The following is a 22,013-nucleotide window of genomic DNA, read 5'->3' on the forward strand; positions in this document are numbered from 1 at the left end:
CGCCATCGTCCAAGCCACGGTCACCAACGACCTCCCCGAACTCCGTGACGCCGTCGTACGCCTGCAGAATCCGCCGGACGAAGAGTGAACCGGCGCCATCCGGATCTGGCGATCCGATTGGGCTGACTGCCAGTTGAGCCATAAGTCGAAGATCGCGATGATGCAGCCGTGTCCGAACCGGTCTGCTGCACGGATAGGTGACGCCTTGACCTGATCTGCCTCGGCCGAGGAGCGGGCTGAGGAGGATGCCACGGCGCCCGGGGGACCGGCTCGAAGACGCAGGCAAGGAAAACGTCGAGATGTGGCCTCCGGCGCACCGATCGTCCGGTTAGATGTGTCTGCGGGAGGGGCCACCTGTGTGCCCAATCGATATTCCAATGAAAGTTCCACGAGGGGGACGACAGTCGATGCATCAAACCCACATCACTACGCGCCGCCGGGTCCGCCTGTCTCGATGGCTGGCTACTGCCGTCGTGGCGGCCGCCGGCGCTGCGTCGGTGGTCGCGCTGGCCTCGCCCGCGGGTGCCGTGGTGGCGCCCAATCGGATCCAGCGCCTGACCTCGGCGCAGGCTGCCGCGCTGCACTCGGATCTGCGCGCGGGCCGGCTGTCTCGTTCGACCAGCTCGCTGCAGCTGTGCCGAGCCGCCAAGCTGCGCTGCGATGTCCAGGTCATCACCAGCAAGCAGACCGCCGCGAAGAGCGCCCCGGCGCTCCTTACCTCGGCTGCGCCGCCTAAGTCCTCGGGCGTGCAACCCAACGCCATCGCCCCGCCGGTCGGCTACGGGGCTAATGAGCTGTCCACCGCTTACGGCCTCGACTCGGCCCCGTCCCGCACCGGGACCATCGTCGTGATCGGTGCCGGCGCGTACCCGACGCTGGAGTCGGATCTGTCGATTTACCGCTCCACCTACGGGCTCCCGGCCTGCACGAAGTCCAGCGGCTGCTTCAAGCAGGTGAACTACAAGGGTGGCGCGCCGTACGCGCCCGCGACCGACCTCGACGACCAGTTCGGTGAAGAGGACATCGCGGTCGAGACTGCGTTGGACGTCGACATGGCGTCCGCCGCATGCCCGAAATGCAAGATCATCTCGATGCAGGTTCCCCTGGTTGACGGCTTCTACGGCGACGAGCAAGCGACGCACAACGCCATCCTGCACTTCGCCACCGGCGTTCAGACCGCGCGCAAGCTCGGCGCGTCGGCTGTCAGCATCAGCTATGGCTACCCGACCGACAGCTACGCCGATTCCGGGACGGTCGCTAAGCTGATGACGCAGCCCGGCATGCCCATCGTGTCCAGCTCCGGCGACAGCGGGTTCCTCGGTCAGTACTCCGATCAGGGCGACACCCTGGACGGCACGTCCTGGCCCCAGGACCTGCCGACCGTCACCTCGGCCGGCGGCACGTCGCTGTTCCCGAGCCAAACAGCGCGCAAGTACAGCGAGACCGCGTGGAACGGTGCCGGTAGTGGCTGCACGTACGACGTCGCGCCCGCCGCGGGTCAGCCGAAGTCCGTGAGCGACCACTGCGACGGCGGCCGCGCCGCCAGCGATCTGTCTGCGGTGGCCGACCCCTACACCGGGGTGGCCGTCTACGACAGCTACGCGCCGGGTTCGGGAGTGCCCTACGGCTTCCTTGTCGTCGGCGGCACCAGCGTCTCCTCGCCGTTCCTGGCCGGCATGTACGCGCGCGCCACGGCGAGCAAGTCCGTCCTGGGCCCGAACACGATCTACACGGCGCCCAAGTCGACCATCAACGACATCACCGTCGGATCAAACGCCCCGCCGAACTACTGCCCGAGCTACGGCTGGGACGTGCAGCTGTGCGTATCCGGCAAGGGCTGGGACGGCCCGACCGGCGTAGGTTCGCCGAAAGGTCTCGCCCCGTTCGCGCGCGCTTCAAGCTGAAGCCAGCCGCGGAGCTGACCCGTTGTCGGCGGCGGCCACGGCTGTGTGCCGTGGCCGCCGCACGTCGGGGAGTCGCGGCGCGTCGCCAGCCGCGTGGGTAGCTGGTCGGCACTCGTGCGTGCCGGTCGCGACGTCTGTGCCCATCCCGCGGTCGTGGCAAGTTGGGCGAGCCGCGGTCGGATGGATCAGGGGTACCGGTTGCCAGCTCGCGGCCCATTACCCGGGGGCATGGGCGAGCTCGTCGAGGCGGGGCGCTGTCTCCAGCGCGTCCAGGGCTACGGCCGCGTGCCCGAGCCTGATGACGCCATGGGGGGCGCCGGCGGCGATGCCGGGCAACAGGGCGTAACAGCAGCGCGCAGGATCATCGAGGCATGACGATGAGCGTGAGAGCACTCACCGACGATGACTGACAGCTGCTCCGCGATGCACGTCTACGAGCGCGTCGCGGGTGCGAGATCCCGCCCTGCTTCCTCGATTGGCACCGCCGGGAGCCGATGACCAGCGGTTCGAAATCAGGTCTGCTCACGCACCGCTTTGCGGATCTGGTTGACGTTGTCGCGCAGCAGGTCGGAGACAAGCTCGTCGGTGCGCGGGTCGGCCAACACCTCGAGAATGACGCGCAGCGTCGTCTCACTCGCTTGAGCGATGATGCGGTCGTGGAAGGGCAGCAGGTTGATGGCACCGGCCGTCGGGTCGTCCTTGATCTTCTCGGCCACCATCTCCATCAGCTCGGCGCGGTTCTCCTCCAACGCGGACGCGATGTTGCGGGTGTAGTTGCCGGTCTCCAGCACGCTGGCGACCTCGTCGAGCACCGCGATGGTGATCGGGCGCTTCACGGCCTCCACGATGCGATCGGAGCCGCGGTTGATCAGCCGCACGACGAACGGCTCACGCAAGCCGCGCTTGAAAAGCCAGCGGCCGGCGACCGCGGTGAGCACGGCCAGCACCAGCAAACCCAGCGCTATCCACAGCGACAGTTCGACGGGGTGGTTCAGCGCCAGCGGCATGGGCTCATCTTGCCCGGCGCCATCGCCAGGTGACGGCTGCCGCGACGAGCACCGCGCCACCGAGCGTGCCGACCAGCAACCAGGATGTGCTCGACGCGCTGTCATGGCGCGCCGCCCGAGGCGCGGACGATCGCTGCGGCGAGGTGACCGGGGTGCTCGGCACGACACTTGTGCTCGGCGTGCTCGGCGTGCTCGGTGCCGGCAGCCTGGGCAGCGGCACGGCGTACACCGCCGTGCCCACGCCCTCGGAGTCGACGAGCAGCCGGCTGCCGTCGATCACGATCCCCTCGCCCTGCGGCTCGACGGGCAGCGCCACCCAGGTGGGGGCCCGGCGCAGCGCGGCAGCGACATCGTTGCCACGGACCGGCCACAGGAAGGCGTCCGCATAGGTGCGTACGGCCAGGACCGAGCCGTCTCGCGAGAGTGCAGCACCGGTCGCGGTGAGCGTCCCGATCGCGCCGAAGCGCGTGTCACTCTGCCGGGCCCCGAAGGTGATCGCCCCGACCCGCACGAGGGTCTGCACGTGCGCCGCGTCGGGTCGGGGTGGTAGCCGGTAGACCACCGAAGATCCCAGCAGCGACTTCGTGATCAGGTAGCCGGTGCCGGTGGGCGTCACCGCGAACGACTCGGCGTTCACGGCGCCGTCGGGATAGCGCAGCCGCCAGACGTCGGGCCGAGTACTGCGCACGCGACGGTCGCGGGCATTTGGCGCGATGCGCGGCTCGTCGACGCGGTAGATCCGTACTTCCGAACGCACCGCGTCGTTGTCGCCGATGTCGGCCAGCCACACCGACGAACGACCCGCGGCGTCAGGTGCAACCGCGATGTCCTCCCAATCGACGTTGGTCGCACCCGGAACGGTGACAGTGGCCGCGGTGCGGCCAGTAGCCGCGTCGATCGCGAAGAAGCGCGCGGTGTCGCCGCTGTCGTTCTGCACGTAGTCGACACCCGGCGAGCGCAGGCCGACCGCGATGCCGCTTGCCTCGTCGATGCGCGGGTCGGCGAATCGGTACAGCACCTGCGGCCGGGCGATGGCGGGCGCGGACAGCACCAGCAGCAGGCCGCCGACCACCGCGGCGATCGCCCGGGTCAGGGCAGTCGGACCGCGACGAAGGCCAGCCCCAGCGCCAGCGCATCCTCGCTCAGCGCACCCGGCAGGTCGCTGCCGAAGCGGGCGGCGAGCGCGCCTCGGGCCGGCACGCCGGCGTAGGTCGACGCGGCGCAACCCAGCAGGCCTACCAAGGCTGCGGGCGCAAGCGACTCCCCGCAGCGCGAGGCCAGCACCGCCGCGGTCAAGGCGCCGAGCCCGAGCCGCACGTACAGCGCCGGCGGCGCCGTGCGCGGCGGGGTCACCGGCAGCTTGTCAGCCACCGACTCGCCGACGACCTGCAGCACCGTGCCGGTGCGCCCGCCGATGCGGTGCAACAGCCGGTCGATGCGCCCCGGCCCGGCCGGGGTCAGCGAGATGGCGGCCAACCCCGCCTGGCTCCGACACCCGGTGGCCAGGCCGATCAAGAACGCGCGGCGAATGGTCATGCGACGACGCAGTCGGAGCAGGACGAATGGGCATGGCCTTCGGCGCCCGGAGCGCAGCGGAGGGTAGTCATGCGACGACGCAGTCGGAGCAGGACGAATGGGCATGGCCTTCGGCGCCCGGAGCGCAGCGGAGGGTGGTCATGCGTCGACTCGCAGCTTGTGCAACAAGATCTCCTTGACGGCTGCGGCATCGGCTTGGCCGCGCGTCGCCTTCATAACCGCCCCGACGAGCGCGCCTACTGCGGGCAGCTTGCCGCTACGCACCTTGTGGGCAACGTCGGGGTTGGCCGCTATCGCCTCGTCGGCGGCCTGCTCGAGCGCACCGGTGTCGGAGACAACCTTCAGTCCGCGTTCGGCGACGACGGCGTCCACCTCGGAACCCGTGTCGAGCACGCCGTCGACGGCCTGCCGGGCCAACGCGGTAGTCAGCTCACCGGAAGCCACCAGCTCGATGACTCGAGCCACCTGCGCCGGCGTGATCGGCAGGTCCGCCGCCTCGTGCTCGGACTCATTCGCCTTCTGCGTCAGGTAACCCATCCACCAGTTGCGGGCCTCACCACCAGCTGCGCCGGCGTCGACGGTGGCACCGACCAGGTCGACGACCCCGGCGTTGGTCATCTTCAGCAGGTCGTCGTTGGACAGGCCCAGCTCGTCCCGCAGCCGGTCGCGACGCGCCGCGGGCAGCTCGGGCAGGTCGGCCTTGAGCTGCTCGACCCACGCCGGGTCGGGGGCCATGGGCACGAGGTCGGGCTCGGGGAAGTACCGGTAGTCGGTGGCCTCTTCCTTGCTGCGCCCGTCCCGCGTGGTGCCCGTCGTCTCCTGGAAGTGCCGGGTCTCCTGCTTTACCCGGCCGCCGCCGTTCAGCACCTCGGCCTGGCGGATGATCTCGGAGCGCACCGCCCGCTCGACGCTGCGTAGCGAGTTGACGTTCTTGGTCTCGCTGCGGGTGCCCCACTCGGCGCCCGGGCGATTCAGCGAGGTGTTGACGTCGCAGCGCAGCGAACCCTGCTCCATGCGGACGTCGCTGACGCCGAGCGTGCGCAGGATGTCGCGCAGCGCGGTGACGTAGGCCTTGGCGACCTCGGGCGCCACCGCACCCGCGCCCGGCACCGGCTTGGTGACGATCTCGACGAGCGGGATGCCGGCGCGGTTGTAGTCGACGAGCGAGTAGTCCGCCCCGTGAATGCGCCCGGACGTCCCGACGTGCGTGTTCTTGCCGGTGTCCTCCTCGAGGTGCACCCGCTCGATACCCACGCGGTAGACCTGGTCGCCGTACGGGACGTCGAGGTAGCCCTCGACGCACAACGGCTCGTCGTACTGCGAGGTCTGGAAGTTCTTCGGCATGTCCGGGTAGAAGTAGTTCTTGCGCGCGAAGCGGCACCATTCGGCGATCGAGCAGTTCAGCGCCAGACCGATGCGGATCGTCGACTCGATGGCCTTCTCGTTCGCCACCGGCAGCGCGCCGGGCAGGCCCAGGCACACCGGGCAGGTGTGCGTGTTCGGCCCGGCGCCGAACTTGGTCGAGCAGCCGCAGAACATCTTGGACACGGTGCCGAGCTCGACGTGCGTCTCGAGCCCGAACACCGGCTCGTACGTCGCGAGCGCGTCCTCGTAGACCGTCATGCCTTCACCAGTTCCAACGGGGCGCTGAGTCTCTCGGTGACCGACTCGAACGTCGCGGCGACCCGGTAGCAGCGGTCGTCGGCCTGCGTGGGCGCCATGATCTGCAGGCCGACGGGCAGGGGCGGGTGGGAAGGTGACACGGACAACCCGCACGGCACCGAGATCGCGGGCACCCCGGCCAGCGAGGCAGGCAGGGTGCAGAGGTCGTTGATGTACATCGCCATCGGGTCAGCCGCGCGTTCGCCGATTCCGAACGCGACGAACGGGCTGGTGGGCGACACCAGCACGTCGGCGAGTTCGAACGCGGCGGCGAAGTCGCGGGCGATCAGCGTGCGGACCTTCTGCGCCTGGCCGTAATAGGCCTCGTAGTAGCCGGACGACAGCGCGTACGTGCCGATCATGATGCGCCGCTTCACCTCGGGCCCGAAGCCCTGCTCGCGGGTCAGCGACATGACGTCCTCGAGGGAGTTGACGCCGTCGTCGCCGACCCGTAGGCCGTAGCGGACGGCGTCGAAGCGGGCCAGGTTGGACGAGCACTCGCTTGGCGCGATCAGGTAGTAGGCGGCGAGCGCGTACTCGAAGTGTGGGCAGCTGACCTCGACGATCTCGGCCCCCAGCGCCTGCAACGTCTCGATCGCTGCGTCGTAGGAGGCAAGCACACCGGGCTGGTAGCCGTCGCCGGCCAGTTCGCGCACGACGCCGACCCGCACGCCGGCCAACGAGCCCGAGGCCGCGCCCTCGCGAGCTGCCGCGACGACCGGCGGCGTCGGCGCGTTAATCGACGTCGAGTCGGCCTGGTCGTGACCGGCAATGACCTCGTGCAGCAAGGCGGTGTCGAGCACCGTGCGGCCGAACGGACCGGCCTGGTCGAGTGAGGACGAGAACGCAATGAGGCCGTACCGCGACACCCCGCCGTAGGTCGGCTTGTGCCCGACGATGCCGGTGACCGCAGCCGGCTGGCGGATGGAGCCGCCGGTGTCGGTGCCGATCGCGAGCGGAGCCTCGAAGCCGGCAACCGCAGCTGACGAGCCGCCCGACGAGCCGCCGGGGATGCGGCTGAGATCCCAGGGGTTGTGCGTGGGTCCGTACGACGAGTTCTCGGTCGAGCTGCCCATGGCGAATTCGTCCATGTTGGTCTTGCCGAGCATGACGACGCCGGCGGCCTTGATGCGGGTGGTGATGGTCGCGTCGTAGGGTGGGCGCCAGCCCTGGAGGATCTTCGAGCCAGACGTGGTCGGCAACCCTTTGGTGACGACCACGTCTTTCATGGCCAGTGGCACACCGGCCAGCGCGCCGAGCGGTCGGCCGGCGGCGCGCGCTTCGTCGACGGCGGTCGCCGCAGCCAGCGCGCCCTCGGTGTCGACGTGCAGGAACGCGTGCAGATCGCCGTCGGCGGCAGTGATCCGATCGAGGTGGGCCTGGGCGACCTCGACCGCGCTCGCCTCGCCGGACGCGACAAGCCCGGCCAGCTCGGCCGCGGTGGAAGTGATCAACTCGGTCATTACGCTCTCACTTCGTTCGAGCGGCAGAGCAGCCGCGCCTTCTGTTCGCTCCGCAAGCGTCGCTCACCCCTCCTCGGTGAGGATGCGTGGCACCCGGAACTTGTCGTCCTCGACCGCGGGTGCGCCCGCAAGCACGTCCGCGCGTGGCAGCGAGGGGCGGACCTCGTCGGGGCGGTAGACGTTGGTCATCGTCACCGCATGAGTCATCGGGAGGATGGCTGCGTCGTCAGTGGCCGCAACCTCGCTGACCCGGGCCACTGCGCCCAGGATGTCGTCGAGCTGGCCGGCGAAGACGTCCAGTTCCTCGTCGCTGACGGCGAGGCGGGCGAGGTGGGCCAGATGCGCGACGTCGGCGCGACTGACGCGAGGCGTGGGTTCGGACACGACCCCTGAGTCTACGGATGGCCCGCACCGCGTTGTCGGAGGTCGTGCAGCCGGGGGGTCGTAATGACCGCGACACGTCCATGCGGCACCCTGTGCGCGTGTCCTACCTGATGCGCCTCGTGCTGCCCGACCGGCCGGGAGCACTCGGCGCGGTGGCCACCGCCCTAGGAACCGTCGGCGCCGACATCCTCAGCATCGACGTCATCCAGCGATCTCCCGGCGGCACCGCGACGGATGACTTCGTGGTCGAACTGCCCTCGGACAAGCTCGCCGATTCGTTGGTCTCGGCCGCGGGCACCGTCGAGGGCGTCTACGTCGAGTCGATCCGGCCCTACCACGGACAGATCGACCCGCATCGCGAGCTGGAACTGCTCGACAAGCTCGGCCGCAATCCCGAGGACCCGTTGGCCGTGCTGGCCGACGGTTGCGCTCGAGTCTTCCGAGCCGGCTGGGCCCTCGTGATCGGTGAACCGGTCGGCGGGCAGGGATCTGTGCTGGCCGCCGGGGGTGGCGCGCCGGAGGTGACATCGCTGCCGACTCCGTGGTGGCCGCCGTCGCCGACCCGCCCGCTCGACCCCGACGACACCTGGGCGCCGGCGGACTGGGGCCGGCTCGGCACCGAGCTGGCGGTTACCGCGCTCGGCGAACACGCGCTGCTGATCGGCCGTTCGACGCTGCGCTGGGTGCCCTCGGAACTGGTGCGCCTGCAGCACCTGGCCGCGATCGCCGCCACCGTGGCGCCCGTCCAGGCCGAGAGCTCCTAACCGCCACTACGCTGAGCTGATGTCCCTGTTGCGCTCGTCGACCCGCACCCGCTGGACCACCGCCGACATCCCGGACCAGACAGGTCGCACTGTCGTCGTCACCGGCGCCAACAGCGGACTGGGTGCCGCGACTGCTGGCGCACTGGCCGGCGCCGGCGCCTCGGTGGTCCTGGCCTGTCGCAACACCGACAAGGGTGAGCGGGCCGCCTCGACCATGACCGGTGACATCATCGTGCGTGCGCTGGACCTGGCCGACCTGTCGTCGGTGCGGGAGTTCGCCGAGGCCACCGGACCAGTGGACGTGTTGGTCAACAACGCCGGGATCATGGCCGTCCCACAGGGCCGCACCGCCGACGGTTTCGAGTTGCAGCTCGGCACCAATTTCCTCGGCCACTTCGCGCTCACGGGGCTGCTGCTCGACCGCGTCACGGACCGGGTGGTGACGCTGTCCAGCGGCGCGCACAGGATAGGCAAGATCAACCTCGACGACCTGAACTGGGAGCACCGGCGCTACCACCGCTGGCTGGCCTACGGGCAGTCGAAGCTGGCCGATCTGATCTTCGCCTACGAGCTGGCCCGCCGGCTCGAGACCGCCGGGTCGTCGGTCAGGTCGGTTGCCGCGCACCCGGGGTACGCCGCCACCGAGTTGCAGTCGCACACCGACACGATCCAGGACGCCGTCATGGGACTGGCAAACAAGGTGGTCGCCCAAAGTGCCGCCGACGGAGCGTTGCCCACGCTCTACGCCGCGAGCATGCCCGACGTACGCAACGGCGAGTTCTACGGCCCGGACGGGATAGGCGAGGTCCGCGGGTTCCCGCGGCGCGTCGACTCATCAACGGCGTCCAAGGACATCCGGGTGGCCGAGAAGCTGTGGGCGGCGGCCACCGAGCTCACCGGAGTTTCGTTCGGCTGAGCCACCGAGGCGGCGGGCTCGACGTGCTCGGGCACCGGAAGTAGACGGAGCGTCGGACGGTCGGCTCTCTCGACGACGACGCCCCCGTCGGTGGTCCGGAACCGGGTTATCCACGATGCGCGGGGCTCGAGCCGGGTGCAGGCCCAGTTCCAGGCCCGCTCGGCCCAGGGCATCGCCCACGGCACCGCGACGAGCACCAGCCCGCCCGCAATCCAACCGCCCACGACGTCGCTGAACCAGTGGGTGTCGCGATACACCGTGCCCAACCCGACCGTCACGGACAGGAAGGCAGCCGCGCAGGCGGCGAGCCGGCGGTGGTTCACTGCGATCATGGCGAGACACCCGTAGAGGACCACGGCGTTGGACACGTGTCCCGAGGGATAGATGCTTCCGCCGTCGAAGATCCGGTGGGTGTTGCTAGTTTGTAGCGGTCCGAGCCGCCCGGTGGCCAGCTTGACGACGCCGACGCTGATGTTCAGCAGCACGAGCGCGACGCCCAGGGTGAGCAGCGGACGCGGCGTGCGGTTGCGCCACGCCACCCAGCAGAACCAGGGCAGGAACAGCAGCGTGGCGGGCCCGCGCTGGCCGAGCATGACGTAGGCCTTCACCCAAGGCTTCCAGTCCGGGTAGCGCCGCTGCAGGTCGAGTTTGAACAGGTCGGTGTCGAGCGTCAGCAACGGCGAGCGGTACACGACGCCGAGGGTCACGAGCACGTAGACCAGCAACAAGACCCAGAAAGCCACCACGCGGCGCGACGGCCGACGCTTCACCCTCCGGCGCTCACGGCCGGCGAACGCGTCGGATAGAGCCACAGGGACGTTCTTTCCATAGGAAGCTGTGAGGTACCCAGTCAGCGGCCGTGCGTGTGCGTCGTGAGTGACCTACCTCACCACATTCGGTTCAGTCGGCGGTCGTACCGTCGTCCGACCCTGGTGCCGGACCGTGCTCCATCAGTTTACGAAAGCCGTCCTCGTCGAGGATCGGCACACTCAGCTGTGCCGCCTTTTCCGCCTTCCTTCCTGCGTTCTCGCCGACCACGACGTAGTCGGTCTTCTTCGAGACCGAGCCCGAGAACTTGCCGCCTCGAGCAAGTACGAGCTCCTTCGCCTCGTCCCGGGACAGCGTCGACAACGATCCGGTAACGACGAGCGTCAGGCCCTCGAGCGTGCGCGGAATCGACGTGTCGACCTCGTCCTTGGTGCGTACGCCGGCCGCAGCCCACTTGTCGACGATGTCGCAATGCCAGTCGACTTTGAACCATTCGGCGACGGCCTCGGCGATGATGCCGCCGACGCCCTCGGCCTCGGCCAGCTGTTCGACCCCGGCCATCCGGATGACGTCGAGATCGCCGAAGTGGGTGGCCAGCGCCCGGGCCGCCGTTGGGCCGACGTGGCGGATCGACAACGCCACGATGATGCGCCACAGGGGCCGACCCTTCGCCTCTGCCAGGTTGGCGACCAGCTTCTCGCCGTTGGCCGAGAGCACCCGGCCCTGCCCGTCACCCGGGTCGTGCACCTGTTCGGGCGGGTCGCTCTTCTTGGCCGCTCGCGTGTAGAGCGGCACGCGGGCCAGCAGGGCGCGGGCCTGGCTGTCGTCACCCTCGAGATCGGGCGCGAGCAGGAAGAGGTCACCCTCGTCGCTGAGCACCCTGGACTCGAGCAGCGCGGCAGCCCCCTCGTAGCCCAGCGCCTCGATGTCCAACGCGCTGCGCGAGGCGAGGCTGAACAGCCGCTCACGTAGCTGCGCCGGGCAGCTGCGGGTGTTCGGGCAGCGGTAGTCCTTGTCGCCCTCCTTCTCGGGCGCGAGGGTGGACCGGCAAGCCGGGCAGCGGGTCGGCATCTTCCAGCGCCGGGTGCCCTTGGGCCGCAGTGCGACGACGGGCGCGACGATCTCGGGGATGACGTCGCCGGCCTTGCGCAGCACGACGGTGTCGCCGATGCGGACGTCCTTCCGGGCGACCTCCCACTGGTTGTGCAGCGTCGCATTCTCGACGGTGGAGCCGGCGACCTTGACCGGCGCCATGATCCCGAACGGCGTGGCGCGGCCCGTCCGCCCGATGTTGATCCTGATGTCGAGCAGCTCGGTGTTGACCTCTTCCGGCGGGTACTTGAACGCGATCGCCCAGCGCGGTGCGCGGCTGGTCGAGCCAAGCCGACGCTGCAGCGACAGGTCGTCGACCTTGACCACCACACCGTCGATCTCGTGCTCGACGTCGTGCCGGTGCTCGCCGTAGTGCGTGATGAACTCCGTGACGTCGTCGAGACCGGTGAGGACTCTCGCGCGATCGGAGGTCGGCAACCCCCAGGCGGCGAGCACGGCGTACCACTCGGACTGCGCGGTGACCGCGGGACCGCCGACGGCCCGGCCCACGCCGTGCACGACCATGGCCAGGTTGCGGCTGGCGGTGACCCGGGCGTCCTTCTGGCGCAGTGACCCCGCGGCAGTGTTGCGGGGATTGGCAAACGGCGTCTTGCCCGCCTCGACGAGCGCTGCGTTGAGCTGCTCGAACTCGGCGACCGGGAAGAACACCTCGCCGCGGACCTCGAGGACGTCGGGCAGGTTGTCGCCGGTGAGCCGCTCGGGGATGTTGGCGATGGTGCGGATGTTCGGGGTGACGTCCTCGCCGGTGCGCCCATCGCCGCGGGTGGCGCCGCGGGTCAACCGACCCTTCTCGTAGAGCAGGTTGACCGCCAGGCCGTCGACCTTGAGCTCACAGAGGTAGGCCGGCGCAACGCCGGCGTCGCGCTCGACCCGCTGCGCCCACGCGGCCATGTCGTCGACGGTGAACGCGTTGTCCAGGCTGAGCATGCGTTCGAGGTGATCGACGGGGGTGAACAGCGTCGAGTAGGTGCCGCCGACGCGTTGCGTGGGCGAGGACGGGGTGCGCAGCTCCGGGTAGCTGTCCTCGAGCTCCTGCATCCGGTGCATCCGCGTGTCGTAATCGGCGTCGCTCGCCGACGGCTCGTCCAGGACGTAGTAGCGGTACTGGTCGTCGTCGAGCTGCTGTGACAACCGCGCGTGCTCGTCGCGCGCGTCGCTCGGCGGCGTCGCCGGCTCGGTGCCCGTGCCCGTGCCCGTGCCCTCAGTCACGTCACGAATCTAACGGCAGCCTCCGACAGCGCACCGGACTGCGAGCCGCTAGCGTCGTTGCCGACATGAACATGGACTTCCTGATCTCGCGGGCCGGCATCCGCGTCGCAGCGCTCGACGTGCAGGTCACGGGCCTGCGGTTGGCCCGCGGCGCGGCTTCCTTCGCCCCACAATCCGCAGAGAATGTCACCGGCTCCATGACCGTCAGCCTGGCCGACCTCACCGCGGCGCTGGCCCGCCCCGAGGTCGTCGACCAGTTCGTCGTCGGTGTGGCAGGCCTCGCACGACCCGAGTTCGTACTGTCCGACGGGCCGGACGGCGGGATCCGCATCACCGGCAGCGTCGAGGTCCTGGGCCGGCGCCTGCCCGTGACTGCCGGGGCGCGGGTGCGCGTCGACAATCACCGCATCGTGGTGAGCTTCGGCCACCTCGAGGGTCTACCGCTGCTGAGCATGCTGTCGTCGCGCCTGCCGCAGTTCGTCCTGCCGCTGGCGTTGCCCTCAGACATGACCTTCACCGACGTCACCACCGAGCCGGGCGGGATCGTGATCGGTTTCGCCGGCACCGACGTCTGGCTGAGCAGCGACCCACGTCCGACGCCCCCGGTCACCGAGACCGCGCCGGACGGCGACGGACGTGAGATCCCCTGACCCACCCTCACTGCCGCAGATCTGCACCCGGTGGTGACCCGTGCGTCGTGCTCCGTCACCGGTACGCCGTGCTGGGCTGCTCTGTGCGTCGGGGATGACCCCAGGGCACTGCCCCTCGTGCCGGAAAGTGGGCCGATCTTCACCCGTCGGCCCGGCGGGCTCGTGCACGCCTCTGCGTCAGCTACCTGCTCACGTGTGCCTTGCATTCAGTCCAGCAGGTCGACCTCCCAGTTGGCCCGCTGGACGCGCACGTCCAGATCGCGCAGATCGCGGGCGACCCCGTCGGCCCGCTGCCGCAGCTCGGCCACCGGCAGCGCCGAGAGCATGCGCAACTCCGAACGCATCTGTCGCCCGAAGCCGTGCTCGGCGCGCCCGGATGCGGCGTCGGCGGCGGACGTCAGCACGGCATGGTGCATACGCAGCACGTCACGCCGCGCAAGCGCGTCGGTGAGCGTGCCGTCGGCACCGATCTCGGCTGCGGAGTTGGTGCGATTGATGCGCCGGATGAGGTCCTGCAGCTCGGCGAGAACCTCCTCGCTCTCGGCGAGCAGCGCCACGGCGTCCTCCGCCGGCTCCTCGCCCTCATGGAACCGCGCGCTGTGGGTGACCCGCGTCCGCAGTTGTTCGACGCGGCGCACCGCATCAGCGCGCTGGGACAGCGCCTCGGCCAGCTTCATCTCGTCCTCCCATCGTTGAACCGGTGCCGAGTATGGCCGGTCACGGCGACGAGGACGACGGGTTTTCCACAGGCCGCCGCGCTGGGCTACACGGTATCGGGGCTAGGACTGGGCTAGGACTCGTCGCGCAGGGAAGCGCCGACGTCGCGGAGCACGGCGAGCGTCCGCCGTACCTGCGCAGGGCTCGCGCCCGCCAGCCCGCACGCAGGGGTGGGGACGACGGAGGCGGCCAGCTGCTCGCGGTTGAAGCCGAGCTCGCTCCAGATGTCATGGATGCGGGTGCGGGCGGCGTCGAGCGACGGCGCCTGTCCGGTCGGTAGCACGCCCAGCCACAGCGAGACGCCGGCCTCGACGGCCTCGCCCAGCTGGTCGTAGTGGGAGGTGGTCAGCAACGCTGCATCGACGGACAGCGCATCGGCGCCCGCGCTGCGCAGCAGGCCGAGCGGAACGTCGTCTGCGCAGCAGTGCACGACGCGCGAGCCGGCCGCCGCAACGGCGAGCACATCCTGCAGCGCCTGGCCCACGACCGGGATGTCCACCGAGCGCACGGTCCCGTAGCCGGACGGCGTGGGCACGCGGCCGCCGAGCACCGCGGGCAGCGCCGGCTCGTCGAGCTGCAGCACCAGCTCGGCACCGGGGATACGTGCAGCGACGTCGGCCAGGTGCGTACGCACCCCCTCGGCCAGCGACTCGACCAGATCGCGCACCGCGCCATGATCGGTCACGAGCCGGTGCCCGGTGGGCAGCTCGAGCGAGGCAGCGAGCGTCCAGGGGCCGGCGACCTGCAGCTTGAGCGGGCCCGTGTACCCCGCCCCGAGCTCCTCCAGGGCGTCGAGGTCTCGGGAAAGGTTGTCGCGGGCGGCCCGCAGTTCGCGTCCCGCACCCGCGGTCAACCGCCAACCGGTGGGGACGATCTCGACGGGCAGCTCGACCAGCAGCGACGCAGCCCGGCCGATCATCGCCGCGCCCGGCCCGCGGGCGGGCAGCTCGGGCAGGTGCGGCAGGTCGGGCAACTCACCGAGAACGAGGGTGCTGGCCTCGCGTGGGTCGTTGCCGGGCAGCGACCCGATGCCGGTGACCGCTCCCGGTTGCCAGGGATGCGTCATGCAGTGGGCACAGGCTCGACGCGTTCGGCAGCGGTGATCGTGGCCGACCCGAGGACGGCGTCCCCGTCGTACATGACCAATGCCTGACCGGCGGCCACACCGATCTGCGGCTCGTGCAGCTCGGCAACCACGCTGCGCCCGTCGACGTGGACTCTGGCCGGGCTGGTCATGCCGTGCGCGCGCAGCTGGACGTGACAGTCGAAGTCCTCGACCGGTGCAGTGCCAGACGTCCAGACCACGCCGTCGGCGCGGACGACGTCGGCCTGCAGCAAGGCCCGCGGGCCCACGATCACGGTGTTGTCGACGGGCCGGATCGACAGGACGTAACGCGGATCGCCGCCCGGGCCGGGCTGCTGCAGGTGCAGCCCGCGTCGCTGGCCGACCGTGAACCCGAACGAGCCGGCGTGCTCGCCCACGACGTCGCCGGTGACCGCGTCGACGATCGGCCCCTGTTGGGAGCCGAGCCGCTTCGCGAGGAACCCGCGGGTGTCGCCGTCGGCGATGAAGCAGATGTCGTGCGAATCGGGCTTGTCGGCGACGGCCAGGCCGCGCTCGGCGGCCTCGGCGCGCACCTGCGCCTTGGTCGAGTCGCCGAGCGGGAAGACGGCGTGCGCCAGCTGCTCGGCGGTGCACACGGCCAGCACGTAGGACTGGTCCTTGGCCGGGTCTACCGAGCGCTGCAACCGGCCGTCGACGAGGCGGGCGTGATGCCCGGTGACGACGGCGTCGAAGCCCAGGGCCAGCGCGCGGTCGAGCACCGCGGTGAACTTGATCTTCTCGTTGCAGCGCAGGCACGGGTTGGGAGTACGCCCAGCGGCGTACTCGTCGACGAAGTCGTCGATGACGTCGGCACGGAAGCGCTCGGCCAGGTCCCAGATGTAGAAAGGGATGCCGAGCAGGTCGGCGGCGCGGCGGGCGTCGTTGGCGTCCTCGACGGTGCAGCAGCCACGCGCACCGTGCCGCAACGTCGACGGATTGGCCGACAGCGCCAGATGTACGCCGGTGACGTCGTGCCCGGCGGCGACGGCCCGGGCGGCGGCCACCGCGGAGTCGACTCCCCCGCTCATCGCGGCCAGCAACTTCATGAGGCCACCGACGTGAGCCCGGCGCGGCGGGCCCGCTCGACGGCCGGCACGATCGCGCCGAGCACGGCCCGCACGTCCTCGTCCGTCGACGTGTGGCCGAGCGACAGCCGCAGCGAACCACGTGCCTCGGCTGCACTGGCCCCGGTGGCCAGCAACACGTGCGAGGGCTGCGCGACGCCGGCCGAGCACGCCGAGCCGGTGGAGCATTCGATGCCGCGGGCGTCGAGGAGCATGAGCAGTGCGTCGCCCTCGCAGCCTGGGAAGGTCAGATTGGCGATACCGGGCAGGTGCAACGTCGGATGACCCTGGACCTTGACGTCGGGAACGGCCGCAAGCACGCCGGCCACGAGCTCGTCGCGCAGTGCGGCGACGCGGGCTGAGGTCGCGTCGCGGTGCCGGACGGCATGCGTGGTGGCGGTGGCCAGGCCGACCGTCCCGGGAACGTCCAGGGTGCCGGAGCGCACCTCGCGCTCCTGACCGCCGCCGTGTAACAGCGGTACACAGGCGACGTCCCGGCGCAGCAGCAGCGCGCCCACGCCGGGCGGGCCGCCCAGCTTGTGGCCGGTCATGGTGAGGGCGTCGACGCCGCTGGCGGCGAAGTCGACGGGCAGCGGACCGGCGGCCTGCACGGCGTCGGTGTGCATGGGAATGCCGAATTCGCGGGCGGCCGCGGACAGCTCGACGATCGGCTGGATCGTGCCGATCTCGTTGTTGGCCCACATGATCGAGACGAGCGCGATCGAGTCGGGATCCTCGGCCAGGACGGCCCGCAGCGCGTCGGGCGAGACCCTGCCGTGGGCGTCGACGGGCACGGTGATGACCTCGGCGCCCTCGTGCTCGGCGAGCCAGTCGGCGGTGTCGAACACTGCGTGGTGCTCGACGCTGCTGATCACGAGCCGGCGCCGGCGCGGGTCGGCATCGCGACGGGCCCAGAAGATGCCCTTGATCGCGAGGTTGTCGGACTCGGTGCCGCCTGCGGTGAACACGATCTCGGACGGGCGTGCCCCCAGCGATGCCGCGAGCTGCTCGCGGGACTCCTCGACCCGGCGGCGGGCCGCTCGGCCCGACCCGTGCAGGGACGAGGGGTTGCCTACCTGGCCCATGGCCTCGGCGACGGCCGTGACGGCGTCGGGAAGCATCGGGGTGGTGGCGGCGTGGTCCAGGTAGGTCATCGACGCCGAGTTTAGGCCCTGAGTCGATCGATCGCCGGGGCCGCGTGCTCGGCGGCGACGCGGGGGCGGGCACGAGCCGCGAGCATGACCCCGAGCCCGGCCACGACGCACATCACGAGGTCCTGCGTGATGAAGGCGGTGGTGTGGCTGATCGTCCCGCGCGCAGCCGCGGCCACGACCATGCCGGCCAGGCCCGTCGTCAGGGCGCCTGCGGTCGCGTCGGACAGCTGCAGGGCGGCAGAGTCGCTGCCGCGGGTCTCGTCGGTGGTGAAGCGCAGCAACAGCACACCCAGCGAGGCCATGGCCAGCCCGGCGCCGAGCCCGGCGACCGTCCAGGCCGGGTAGGCGAGCCAGCCGGGAGTGGCCTGCAGGGCGACGACGGTCATCGCCGCCGCCGCGAACGCGATGCAGCCGAAACCGGTGCGGATGAGGACGACGCGCCGGCGGGTGCCGTCGTGCTCCACCGCCCGGCCCTGCCACCACGAACCGAACGCCCAGGTGACGCCGGATGCGGTGAGCGGCAGGCCGGCTGCGGTGGCGCTGTAGCCGTGCTGGACGGTCAGCGACAACGGCACGAGGGCCTCGACGCCGAACAGTGACCCCGCCAGCAGCCCGCGTAGCGCGATCGGCGCCGAGACGCCCGGCGCCACTCGGACGGTGCCGGGCGGCAGCAGCGGGCGCAGCCCCCACACCATCAGGGCGATCCCGGCCACGGCAAGGGCGACGAGGAGCAGCGACGGATGCTGGGCGGTGTACTCCAGCGCTGCAATGCCGAGCGCGACGGCGACCGCGTGTCCGAGGCGGCCGGAGCGTCGCGGCGCCGCGGCCATGCCGGCCTGCGCGCTGCGCCGGGCCATGGCGCGCAGCTCCGGCAGCAGCAGCAGGCCGCCGGCAACGCTGAAAGGAACGAGGCCGAGGAACACCCATCGCCAGCTCGCGTGCTGACTGAGCAGCCCGGAGATGACCGGGCCGAGCAGCGAGGGCAGCACCCACGCACTCGAGATCGCCGCGAACAACTTCGGGCGCAAGCTGTCGGCGAACGCCTCGCCGATGACGACGTACGCGGCGGTGATCATCAGTCCGCCACCGAGGCCCTGGACGACCCGGCCGGCGATCAGCTGCACCATCGTCGTCGCCGAACCGGCGAGCAGCAGCCCGGCGACGAAGGCGATCAATCCTGCGGTCAGCGGGGCGGCCGGGCCGCGACGGTCGGTCTGCTCCCCCGCCGCCACCATGCCCACCACGCTGGCGATGAGGAAGCCGGTGAACGCCCACCCGTAGCTGCCCAGCCCGTGCAGGTCGCGGGCAGCCGTCGGCAGCGCCGCTGAGACCGCCATCGACTCGAACGCGATCAGGGTGATGAGAATCAGCAGCCCGACGCTCGTCGCCCGGACCTCAGGCGCGAAGATCGACCGCGGCTGGTCGGCGGCGGTCGGTTCAGTCACCGCTACAGCATGCAACGTCGCCGCAACGACGCCGCACCCGCGTGCTGAGCCGCCGCGCGGCGCTGCACCAGGTGATCAACTGCGCATTCGTGCGGCGCATCGAAGCAAATCCGCAGTTGATCACCAGGGGACGGCTGGCGGGCGCGGAGCAGAAGATAAGAACGCGGGGCTGAGACGCCGGGGGCTGACGAGAAACGGGCCGCCCACCCGGAGGTGGACGGCCCGTCGACGAGCAGGACGTGCGTCAGCTCTTGCGCTTGGTGATCTCGTCGGTGAGCTGCGGCGCGACGGCGAACAGGTCGCCCACGACGCCGAAGTCGGCGATCTCGAAGATCGGCGCCTCAGCGTCCTTGTTGATGGCCACGATCGTCTTGGACGTCTGCATGCCGGCGCGGTGCTGGATGGCGCCGGAGATGCCGACGGCCAGGTACAGCTGCGGCGACACGGTGACGCCGGTCTGGCCGACCTGCATCGAGTGCGGGACCCAGCCGGCGTCGACGACGGCGCGCGAGGCACCGACGGCCGCGCCAAGGGAGTCGGCCAACTTCTCGACGATCTCGAAATTGTCGGACTTGCCGATGCCGCGACCGCCGGACACCACGACCGAGGCATCGGACAGCTGCGGGCGCGAGCCCTTCTCCTCGACAACGGTGTCGATGATCTTGGCTGCCTTCGCGGCGTCGGACAGCGTCACCGAGACCGCGACCTCCTCCGCAGCACCCGAGGCAGGCTCCGGCGCGAAAGAGTTCGGCCGGACGGTGATGACCGGCGTGCCCTTGCTGACCTTCGCCTTGACCTCAACGGAGGCACCGAAGATCTGCTGCGAGACGCTGCCGTCGGCGTCGATGCCGACAGCGTCGTAGAGCAGGCCGCCGCCGATCTTGAGCGCGAGGCGGGCTGCGATCTCCTTGTTCTCGGGCGAGGACGACACGAGGACGGCCACCGGCGAGGACTGCTCGACGACCGCGGCGAGTGCCTCGGCCTTGGGCGCAACGGTGAAGCCGGCGATCTCGTCGCTCTCGGCGACATAAATTTTTGCCGCGCCGAACTCGGCGAGCTGGTTCTTCAGCGGCTCGGCGGTGCCGGGGGCACCGACGACCACCGCGCTGGGCTCACCGAGCGTGCGGGCCGCGGTGAGCAGTTCGAGCGTGGGCTTCTTGACCTTCCCGTCGAGCGAGTCGACGAGAACGAGGACCTCTGCCATGTCTGTTGTCTCCTTCGATTCGTCGCGGTCAGATCAGTTTCTTGGACGCCAGGTAGTCGGCGATCTTGCTGCCGCCGTCGCCCTCGTCCTTGACGACCTGACCGGCCTGGCGCGGCGGGGCGTTCTCGAAGGACTCGACCGCCGTCCACGAGTTGGCCAGGCCGACCTCGCCGGCGTCCAGGCCGAGGTCGGCCAGCGACTTCGTCTCGATCGGCTTGCTCTTGGCGGCCATGATGCCCTTGAAGGACGGGTAGCGCGGGTCGTTGATCTTCTCGACGACGCTGATGACGGCCGGGGTCGAGGCCTCGACCTTCTCGTACCCGGTGTCGGTGACCCGCTCGATGGTGACCGTCGAGCCGTCGATCGTGACCTTGCGGGCCTGGGTCAGCTGCGGCGCACTGAGCACCTCGGCCAGCAGCGCCGGGACGACCGCGCCGCGGGCGTCGGTGGCCTCGGAGCCCGAGATCGCGACGTCCCACTCGATGGAGCCGAGCGCGGCGCCGAGCACCTTGGCGGTGGCGATCGCGTCGGAGCCGTGGATGGCCTCGTCGGTGACGTGCACCGCCTTGTCGGCGCCCATGGACAGCGCCTTGCGGATCGACTCGGTCGCCTTCTCGGGGCCGACGGTGAGGATGGTGACCTCGCCGCCGTGGGCCTCCTTGAGCAGCAAGCCCTCCTCGATGGCGAACTCGTCGATGTAGTTGATGACCGGGTCGACGGCCGCGCGGTCGACGGTGTTGTCCGACGCGTTGAGCTTGCGGTCGCCCTCGGTGTCGGGCACCTGCTTGACCAGCACCACGATGTTCATACGATCGCTGACCTTCCAGTCGGGATTCCCGCGGAGGTGACGTCTGCGGGGCGGACGTAGGACCGACGCGCCGATCCGAACGTCACGACATCTATCAGAAACACTCTGCCTATGTTACTGACGAGTAGCAAGCGTGGCGGGCGTGATACCGCTCTCGTCGGCCTTCACCTCAGTGTGGCAGACCGGCGCTGCAGTCGCCGACGCTCAGAAGCCGGCCGCCACCGGGATGACCCGCTCGCCGATGATCTCCAGGGGCGTGATGTCGGCGACGCCCGGCACAGAGCCGTGCACATGCTGGATGCCGAGCTCGGCGAACGAACGCAGCTGCTCGAGCAGGGCATCGACGTTCTCGCCGTCCTTGCCCGGGTCGAGGGAGGAGATGACGGTCTTCTCGATCGCGTCGTAGTCGGTGCCGAGGTCGGTGCAGTGTTGGCGCAGGACGTCGAGCTTGTGGGCGACGTCTGGCCCGCCGAACAGGTTGCAGGCCTGGGCGTAATGGGCCACCATCCGCAGCGTCTTCTTCTCCCCGCTGCCGCCGATGAGGATGGGCGGGTGCGGGCGCTGCAGGCTCTGCGGCGAGTTCAGCGTGCGCTCCAGCGTGTAGTGCTTGCCGCGGTACGGGCCCTCGTCGTCGCTGCACATCTGCAGGAAGATCTGCAACGCCTCCTCGAGGCGCTCGAAGCGCTCGGACGTGCCCGGGAAGGGCAACCCCAGCCCCAAGGACTCCTCCTCGTTCCAGCCCGCGCCGATGCCCAGCCACGCGCGACCGCCGGACAGGACGTCGAGGGTGCTGACCTGCTTGGCCAGCAGGCCCGGCGCACGGTAGATCGCCGCCGTCACCCAGGCGAGCAGTTCGATGCGCGACGTACGGGCGGCCAGGTAGCCGAGCGTCGTGTACGCCTCGAGCATGTCGTTCTCGGCCGGGCCGACCATGTGGATCTGCCACACGTGGTCCATGACGCTGAGCTTGGCGAAGCCGGCGTCCTCGGCTGCCACCGCGATGCGGGTGAGGTCGTCGGCCAGGGTGGCCGGGCCACCGGAGTAGGTGAAGTCGGAGACGTGCAGGCCTAGTTTCATGCCTTCGACGCTAGCCCGTTTCCCGTCGACGTTGATGGTGCCGCCCCTGCTGGGTACGCCCTG

At 70.3% G+C, this 22,013-nt stretch carries 19 protein-coding genes and 1 pseudogene; 4 read left to right on the top strand and 16 right to left on the bottom strand.

What is annotated here, in order from left to right:
• Positions 1 to 407 precede the first annotated feature (407 nt).
• Positions 408 to 1,904, top strand: coding sequence for a hypothetical protein (locus ACFFC4_RS19300; protein WP_375503889.1), 1,497 nt, complete (start codon positions 408 to 410; stop codon positions 1,902 to 1,904).
• A gap of 512 nt (positions 1,905 to 2,416) precedes the next feature.
• Here ACFFC4_RS19300 and ACFFC4_RS19305 read toward each other — a convergent pair.
• From ACFFC4_RS19305 to gatC, 6 genes are all read right to left on the bottom strand, one after another.
• Positions 2,417 to 2,911 carry a hypothetical protein gene (locus tag ACFFC4_RS19305; RefSeq protein ID WP_375503891.1) on the bottom strand — a complete coding sequence of 165 codons (495 nt, stop codon included), beginning with the start codon at positions 2,909 to 2,911 and terminating at the stop codon, positions 2,417 to 2,419.
• 4 nt (positions 2,912 to 2,915) lie between these two features.
• Positions 2,916 to 3,983 carry a hypothetical protein gene (locus ACFFC4_RS19310; RefSeq protein ID WP_375503893.1) on the bottom strand — a complete coding sequence of 356 codons (1,068 nt, stop codon included), beginning with the start codon at positions 3,981 to 3,983 and terminating at the stop codon, positions 2,916 to 2,918.
• A gap of 17 nt (positions 3,984 to 4,000) precedes the next feature.
• On the bottom strand, positions 4,001 to 4,447 hold the full coding sequence (locus tag ACFFC4_RS19315) for a DUF4126 domain-containing protein (RefSeq protein WP_375503895.1): 447 nt from the start codon (positions 4,445 to 4,447) through the stop codon (positions 4,001 to 4,003).
• A 138-nt stretch (positions 4,448 to 4,585) separates the two neighbouring features.
• Positions 4,586 to 6,070 carry an Asp-tRNA(Asn)/Glu-tRNA(Gln) amidotransferase subunit GatB gene (gene gatB, locus ACFFC4_RS19320; RefSeq protein ID WP_375503897.1) on the bottom strand — a complete coding sequence of 495 codons (1,485 nt, stop codon included), beginning with the start codon at positions 6,068 to 6,070 and terminating at the stop codon, positions 4,586 to 4,588.
• Positions 6,067 to 7,572 (bottom strand): Asp-tRNA(Asn)/Glu-tRNA(Gln) amidotransferase subunit GatA, encoded by a 1,506-nt coding sequence (gene gatA / locus ACFFC4_RS19325; RefSeq protein WP_375503899.1) that lies wholly within the window; start codon positions 7,570 to 7,572, stop codon positions 6,067 to 6,069. The genes gatB and gatA overlap by 4 nt, the downstream gene beginning before the upstream one ends.
• A gap of 63 nt (positions 7,573 to 7,635) precedes the next feature.
• Complete coding sequence (gene gatC, locus ACFFC4_RS19330; protein ID WP_375503901.1) at positions 7,636 to 7,956, bottom strand: Asp-tRNA(Asn)/Glu-tRNA(Gln) amidotransferase subunit GatC; 321 nt, start codon at positions 7,954 to 7,956, stop codon at positions 7,636 to 7,638.
• A gap of 98 nt (positions 7,957 to 8,054) precedes the next feature.
• Here gatC and ACFFC4_RS19335 point away from each other — a divergent pair, with 98 nt between their 5' ends.
• Both ACFFC4_RS19335 and ACFFC4_RS19340 read left to right on the top strand, forming a co-directional pair.
• Positions 8,055 to 8,720: an ACT domain-containing protein gene (locus tag ACFFC4_RS19335; protein ID WP_375503903.1), complete on the top strand. Its 666-nt coding sequence runs from the start codon at positions 8,055 to 8,057 to the stop codon at positions 8,718 to 8,720.
• A 19-nt stretch (positions 8,721 to 8,739) separates the two neighbouring features.
• Positions 8,740 to 9,636 (top strand): oxidoreductase, encoded by an 897-nt coding sequence (locus ACFFC4_RS19340; protein WP_375503905.1) that lies wholly within the window; start codon positions 8,740 to 8,742, stop codon positions 9,634 to 9,636.
• A gap of 173 nt (positions 9,637 to 9,809) precedes the next feature.
• Here ACFFC4_RS19340 and ACFFC4_RS19345 read toward each other — a convergent pair.
• Positions 9,810 to 10,229, bottom strand: a pseudogene (locus ACFFC4_RS19345) (phosphatase PAP2 family protein); the annotation flags it as partial.
• 307 nt (positions 10,230 to 10,536) lie between these two features.
• Positions 10,537 to 12,726, bottom strand: a complete 2,190-nt coding sequence (gene ligA / locus ACFFC4_RS19350; RefSeq protein WP_375503907.1) for an NAD-dependent DNA ligase LigA — start codon at positions 12,724 to 12,726, stop codon at positions 10,537 to 10,539.
• Positions 12,727 to 12,791: 65 nt separating this feature from the next.
• Between ligA and ACFFC4_RS19355 the strand changes: the two genes are divergently transcribed.
• Positions 12,792 to 13,376 (top strand): LmeA family phospholipid-binding protein, encoded by a 585-nt coding sequence (locus ACFFC4_RS19355; RefSeq protein WP_375503909.1) that lies wholly within the window; start codon positions 12,792 to 12,794, stop codon positions 13,374 to 13,376.
• 206 nt (positions 13,377 to 13,582) lie between these two features.
• Here ACFFC4_RS19355 and ACFFC4_RS19360 read toward each other — a convergent pair whose 3' ends face one another.
• The 8 genes from ACFFC4_RS19360 to ACFFC4_RS19395 form a co-directional block, all read right to left on the bottom strand.
• Positions 13,583 to 14,053 carry a DIP1984 family protein gene (locus ACFFC4_RS19360; protein WP_375503911.1) on the bottom strand — a complete coding sequence of 157 codons (471 nt, stop codon included), beginning with the start codon at positions 14,051 to 14,053 and terminating at the stop codon, positions 13,583 to 13,585.
• A 113-nt stretch (positions 14,054 to 14,166) separates the two neighbouring features.
• Positions 14,167 to 15,159, bottom strand: a complete 993-nt coding sequence (locus tag ACFFC4_RS19365) for a methionine synthase (RefSeq protein ID WP_375503913.1) — start codon at positions 15,157 to 15,159, stop codon at positions 14,167 to 14,169.
• Positions 15,156 to 16,244 (bottom strand): tRNA 2-thiouridine(34) synthase MnmA, encoded by a 1,089-nt coding sequence (mnmA, locus tag ACFFC4_RS19370; RefSeq protein ID WP_375503915.1) that lies wholly within the window; start codon positions 16,242 to 16,244, stop codon positions 15,156 to 15,158. Before mnmA ends, ACFFC4_RS19365 begins: the two co-directional genes overlap by 4 nt.
• A complete protein-coding gene (locus ACFFC4_RS19375; protein ID WP_375503917.1) occupies positions 16,241 to 17,416 on the bottom strand; it encodes a cysteine desulfurase family protein in 1,176 nt (391 codons plus the stop codon). Before ACFFC4_RS19375 ends, mnmA begins: the two co-directional genes overlap by 4 nt.
• An 11-nt stretch (positions 17,417 to 17,427) precedes the next feature.
• Positions 17,428 to 18,861, bottom strand: coding sequence for an MFS transporter (locus ACFFC4_RS19380; RefSeq protein WP_375503919.1), 1,434 nt, complete (start codon positions 18,859 to 18,861; stop codon positions 17,428 to 17,430).
• 244 nt (positions 18,862 to 19,105) lie between these two features.
• Positions 19,106 to 20,065, bottom strand: coding sequence for an electron transfer flavoprotein subunit alpha/FixB family protein (locus ACFFC4_RS19385; RefSeq protein ID WP_375503921.1), 960 nt, complete (start codon positions 20,063 to 20,065; stop codon positions 19,106 to 19,108).
• Positions 20,066 to 20,093: 28 nt separating this feature from the next.
• Positions 20,094 to 20,873 carry an electron transfer flavoprotein subunit beta/FixA family protein gene (locus ACFFC4_RS19390; RefSeq protein WP_375503923.1) on the bottom strand — a complete coding sequence of 260 codons (780 nt, stop codon included), beginning with the start codon at positions 20,871 to 20,873 and terminating at the stop codon, positions 20,094 to 20,096.
• A gap of 204 nt (positions 20,874 to 21,077) precedes the next feature.
• A complete protein-coding gene (locus ACFFC4_RS19395; protein ID WP_375503925.1) occupies positions 21,078 to 21,950 on the bottom strand; it encodes an LLM class F420-dependent oxidoreductase in 873 nt (290 codons plus the stop codon).
• Positions 21,951 to 22,013 lie beyond the last annotated feature (63 nt).

This window comes from uncultured Jatrophihabitans sp., assembly GCF_964244045.1.
GTDB lineage: Bacteria > Actinomycetota > Actinomycetes > Mycobacteriales > Jatrophihabitantaceae > Jatrophihabitans.

Coding starts and splice junctions, on each gene's coding strand:
- ACFFC4_RS19390 (WP_375503923.1), bottom strand. CDS start 20,873: ATGAACATCGTGGTGCTGGTCAAGCAGGTGCCCGACACCGAGGGCGAC.
- ACFFC4_RS19300 (WP_375503889.1), top strand. CDS start 408: ATGCATCAAACCCACATCACTACGCGCCGCCGGGTCCGCCTGTCTCGA.
- ACFFC4_RS19395 (WP_375503925.1), bottom strand. CDS start 21,950: ATGAAACTAGGCCTGCACGTCTCCGACTTCACCTACTCCGGTGGCCCG.
- ACFFC4_RS19305 (WP_375503891.1), bottom strand. CDS start 2,911: ATGCCGCTGGCGCTGAACCACCCCGTCGAACTGTCGCTGTGGATAGCG.
- gatB (WP_375503897.1), bottom strand. CDS start 6,070: ATGACGGTCTACGAGGACGCGCTCGCGACGTACGAGCCGGTGTTCGGG.
- ACFFC4_RS19340 (WP_375503905.1), top strand. CDS start 8,740: ATGTCCCTGTTGCGCTCGTCGACCCGCACCCGCTGGACCACCGCCGAC.
- ACFFC4_RS19355 (WP_375503909.1), top strand. CDS start 12,792: ATGAACATGGACTTCCTGATCTCGCGGGCCGGCATCCGCGTCGCAGCG.
- gatA (WP_375503899.1), bottom strand. CDS start 7,572: ATGACCGAGTTGATCACTTCCACCGCGGCCGAGCTGGCCGGGCTTGTC.
- ACFFC4_RS19375 (WP_375503917.1), bottom strand. CDS start 17,416: ATGACCTACCTGGACCACGCCGCCACCACCCCGATGCTTCCCGACGCC.
- mnmA (WP_375503915.1), bottom strand. CDS start 16,244: ATGAAGTTGCTGGCCGCGATGAGCGGGGGAGTCGACTCCGCGGTGGCC.
- ACFFC4_RS19385 (WP_375503921.1), bottom strand. CDS start 20,065: ATGGCAGAGGTCCTCGTTCTCGTCGACTCGCTCGACGGGAAGGTCAAG.
- ACFFC4_RS19360 (WP_375503911.1), bottom strand. CDS start 14,053: ATGAAGCTGGCCGAGGCGCTGTCCCAGCGCGCTGATGCGGTGCGCCGC.
- ACFFC4_RS19365 (WP_375503913.1), bottom strand. CDS start 15,159: ATGACGCATCCCTGGCAACCGGGAGCGGTCACCGGCATCGGGTCGCTG.
- ACFFC4_RS19315 (WP_375503895.1), bottom strand. CDS start 4,447: ATGACCATTCGCCGCGCGTTCTTGATCGGCCTGGCCACCGGGTGTCGG.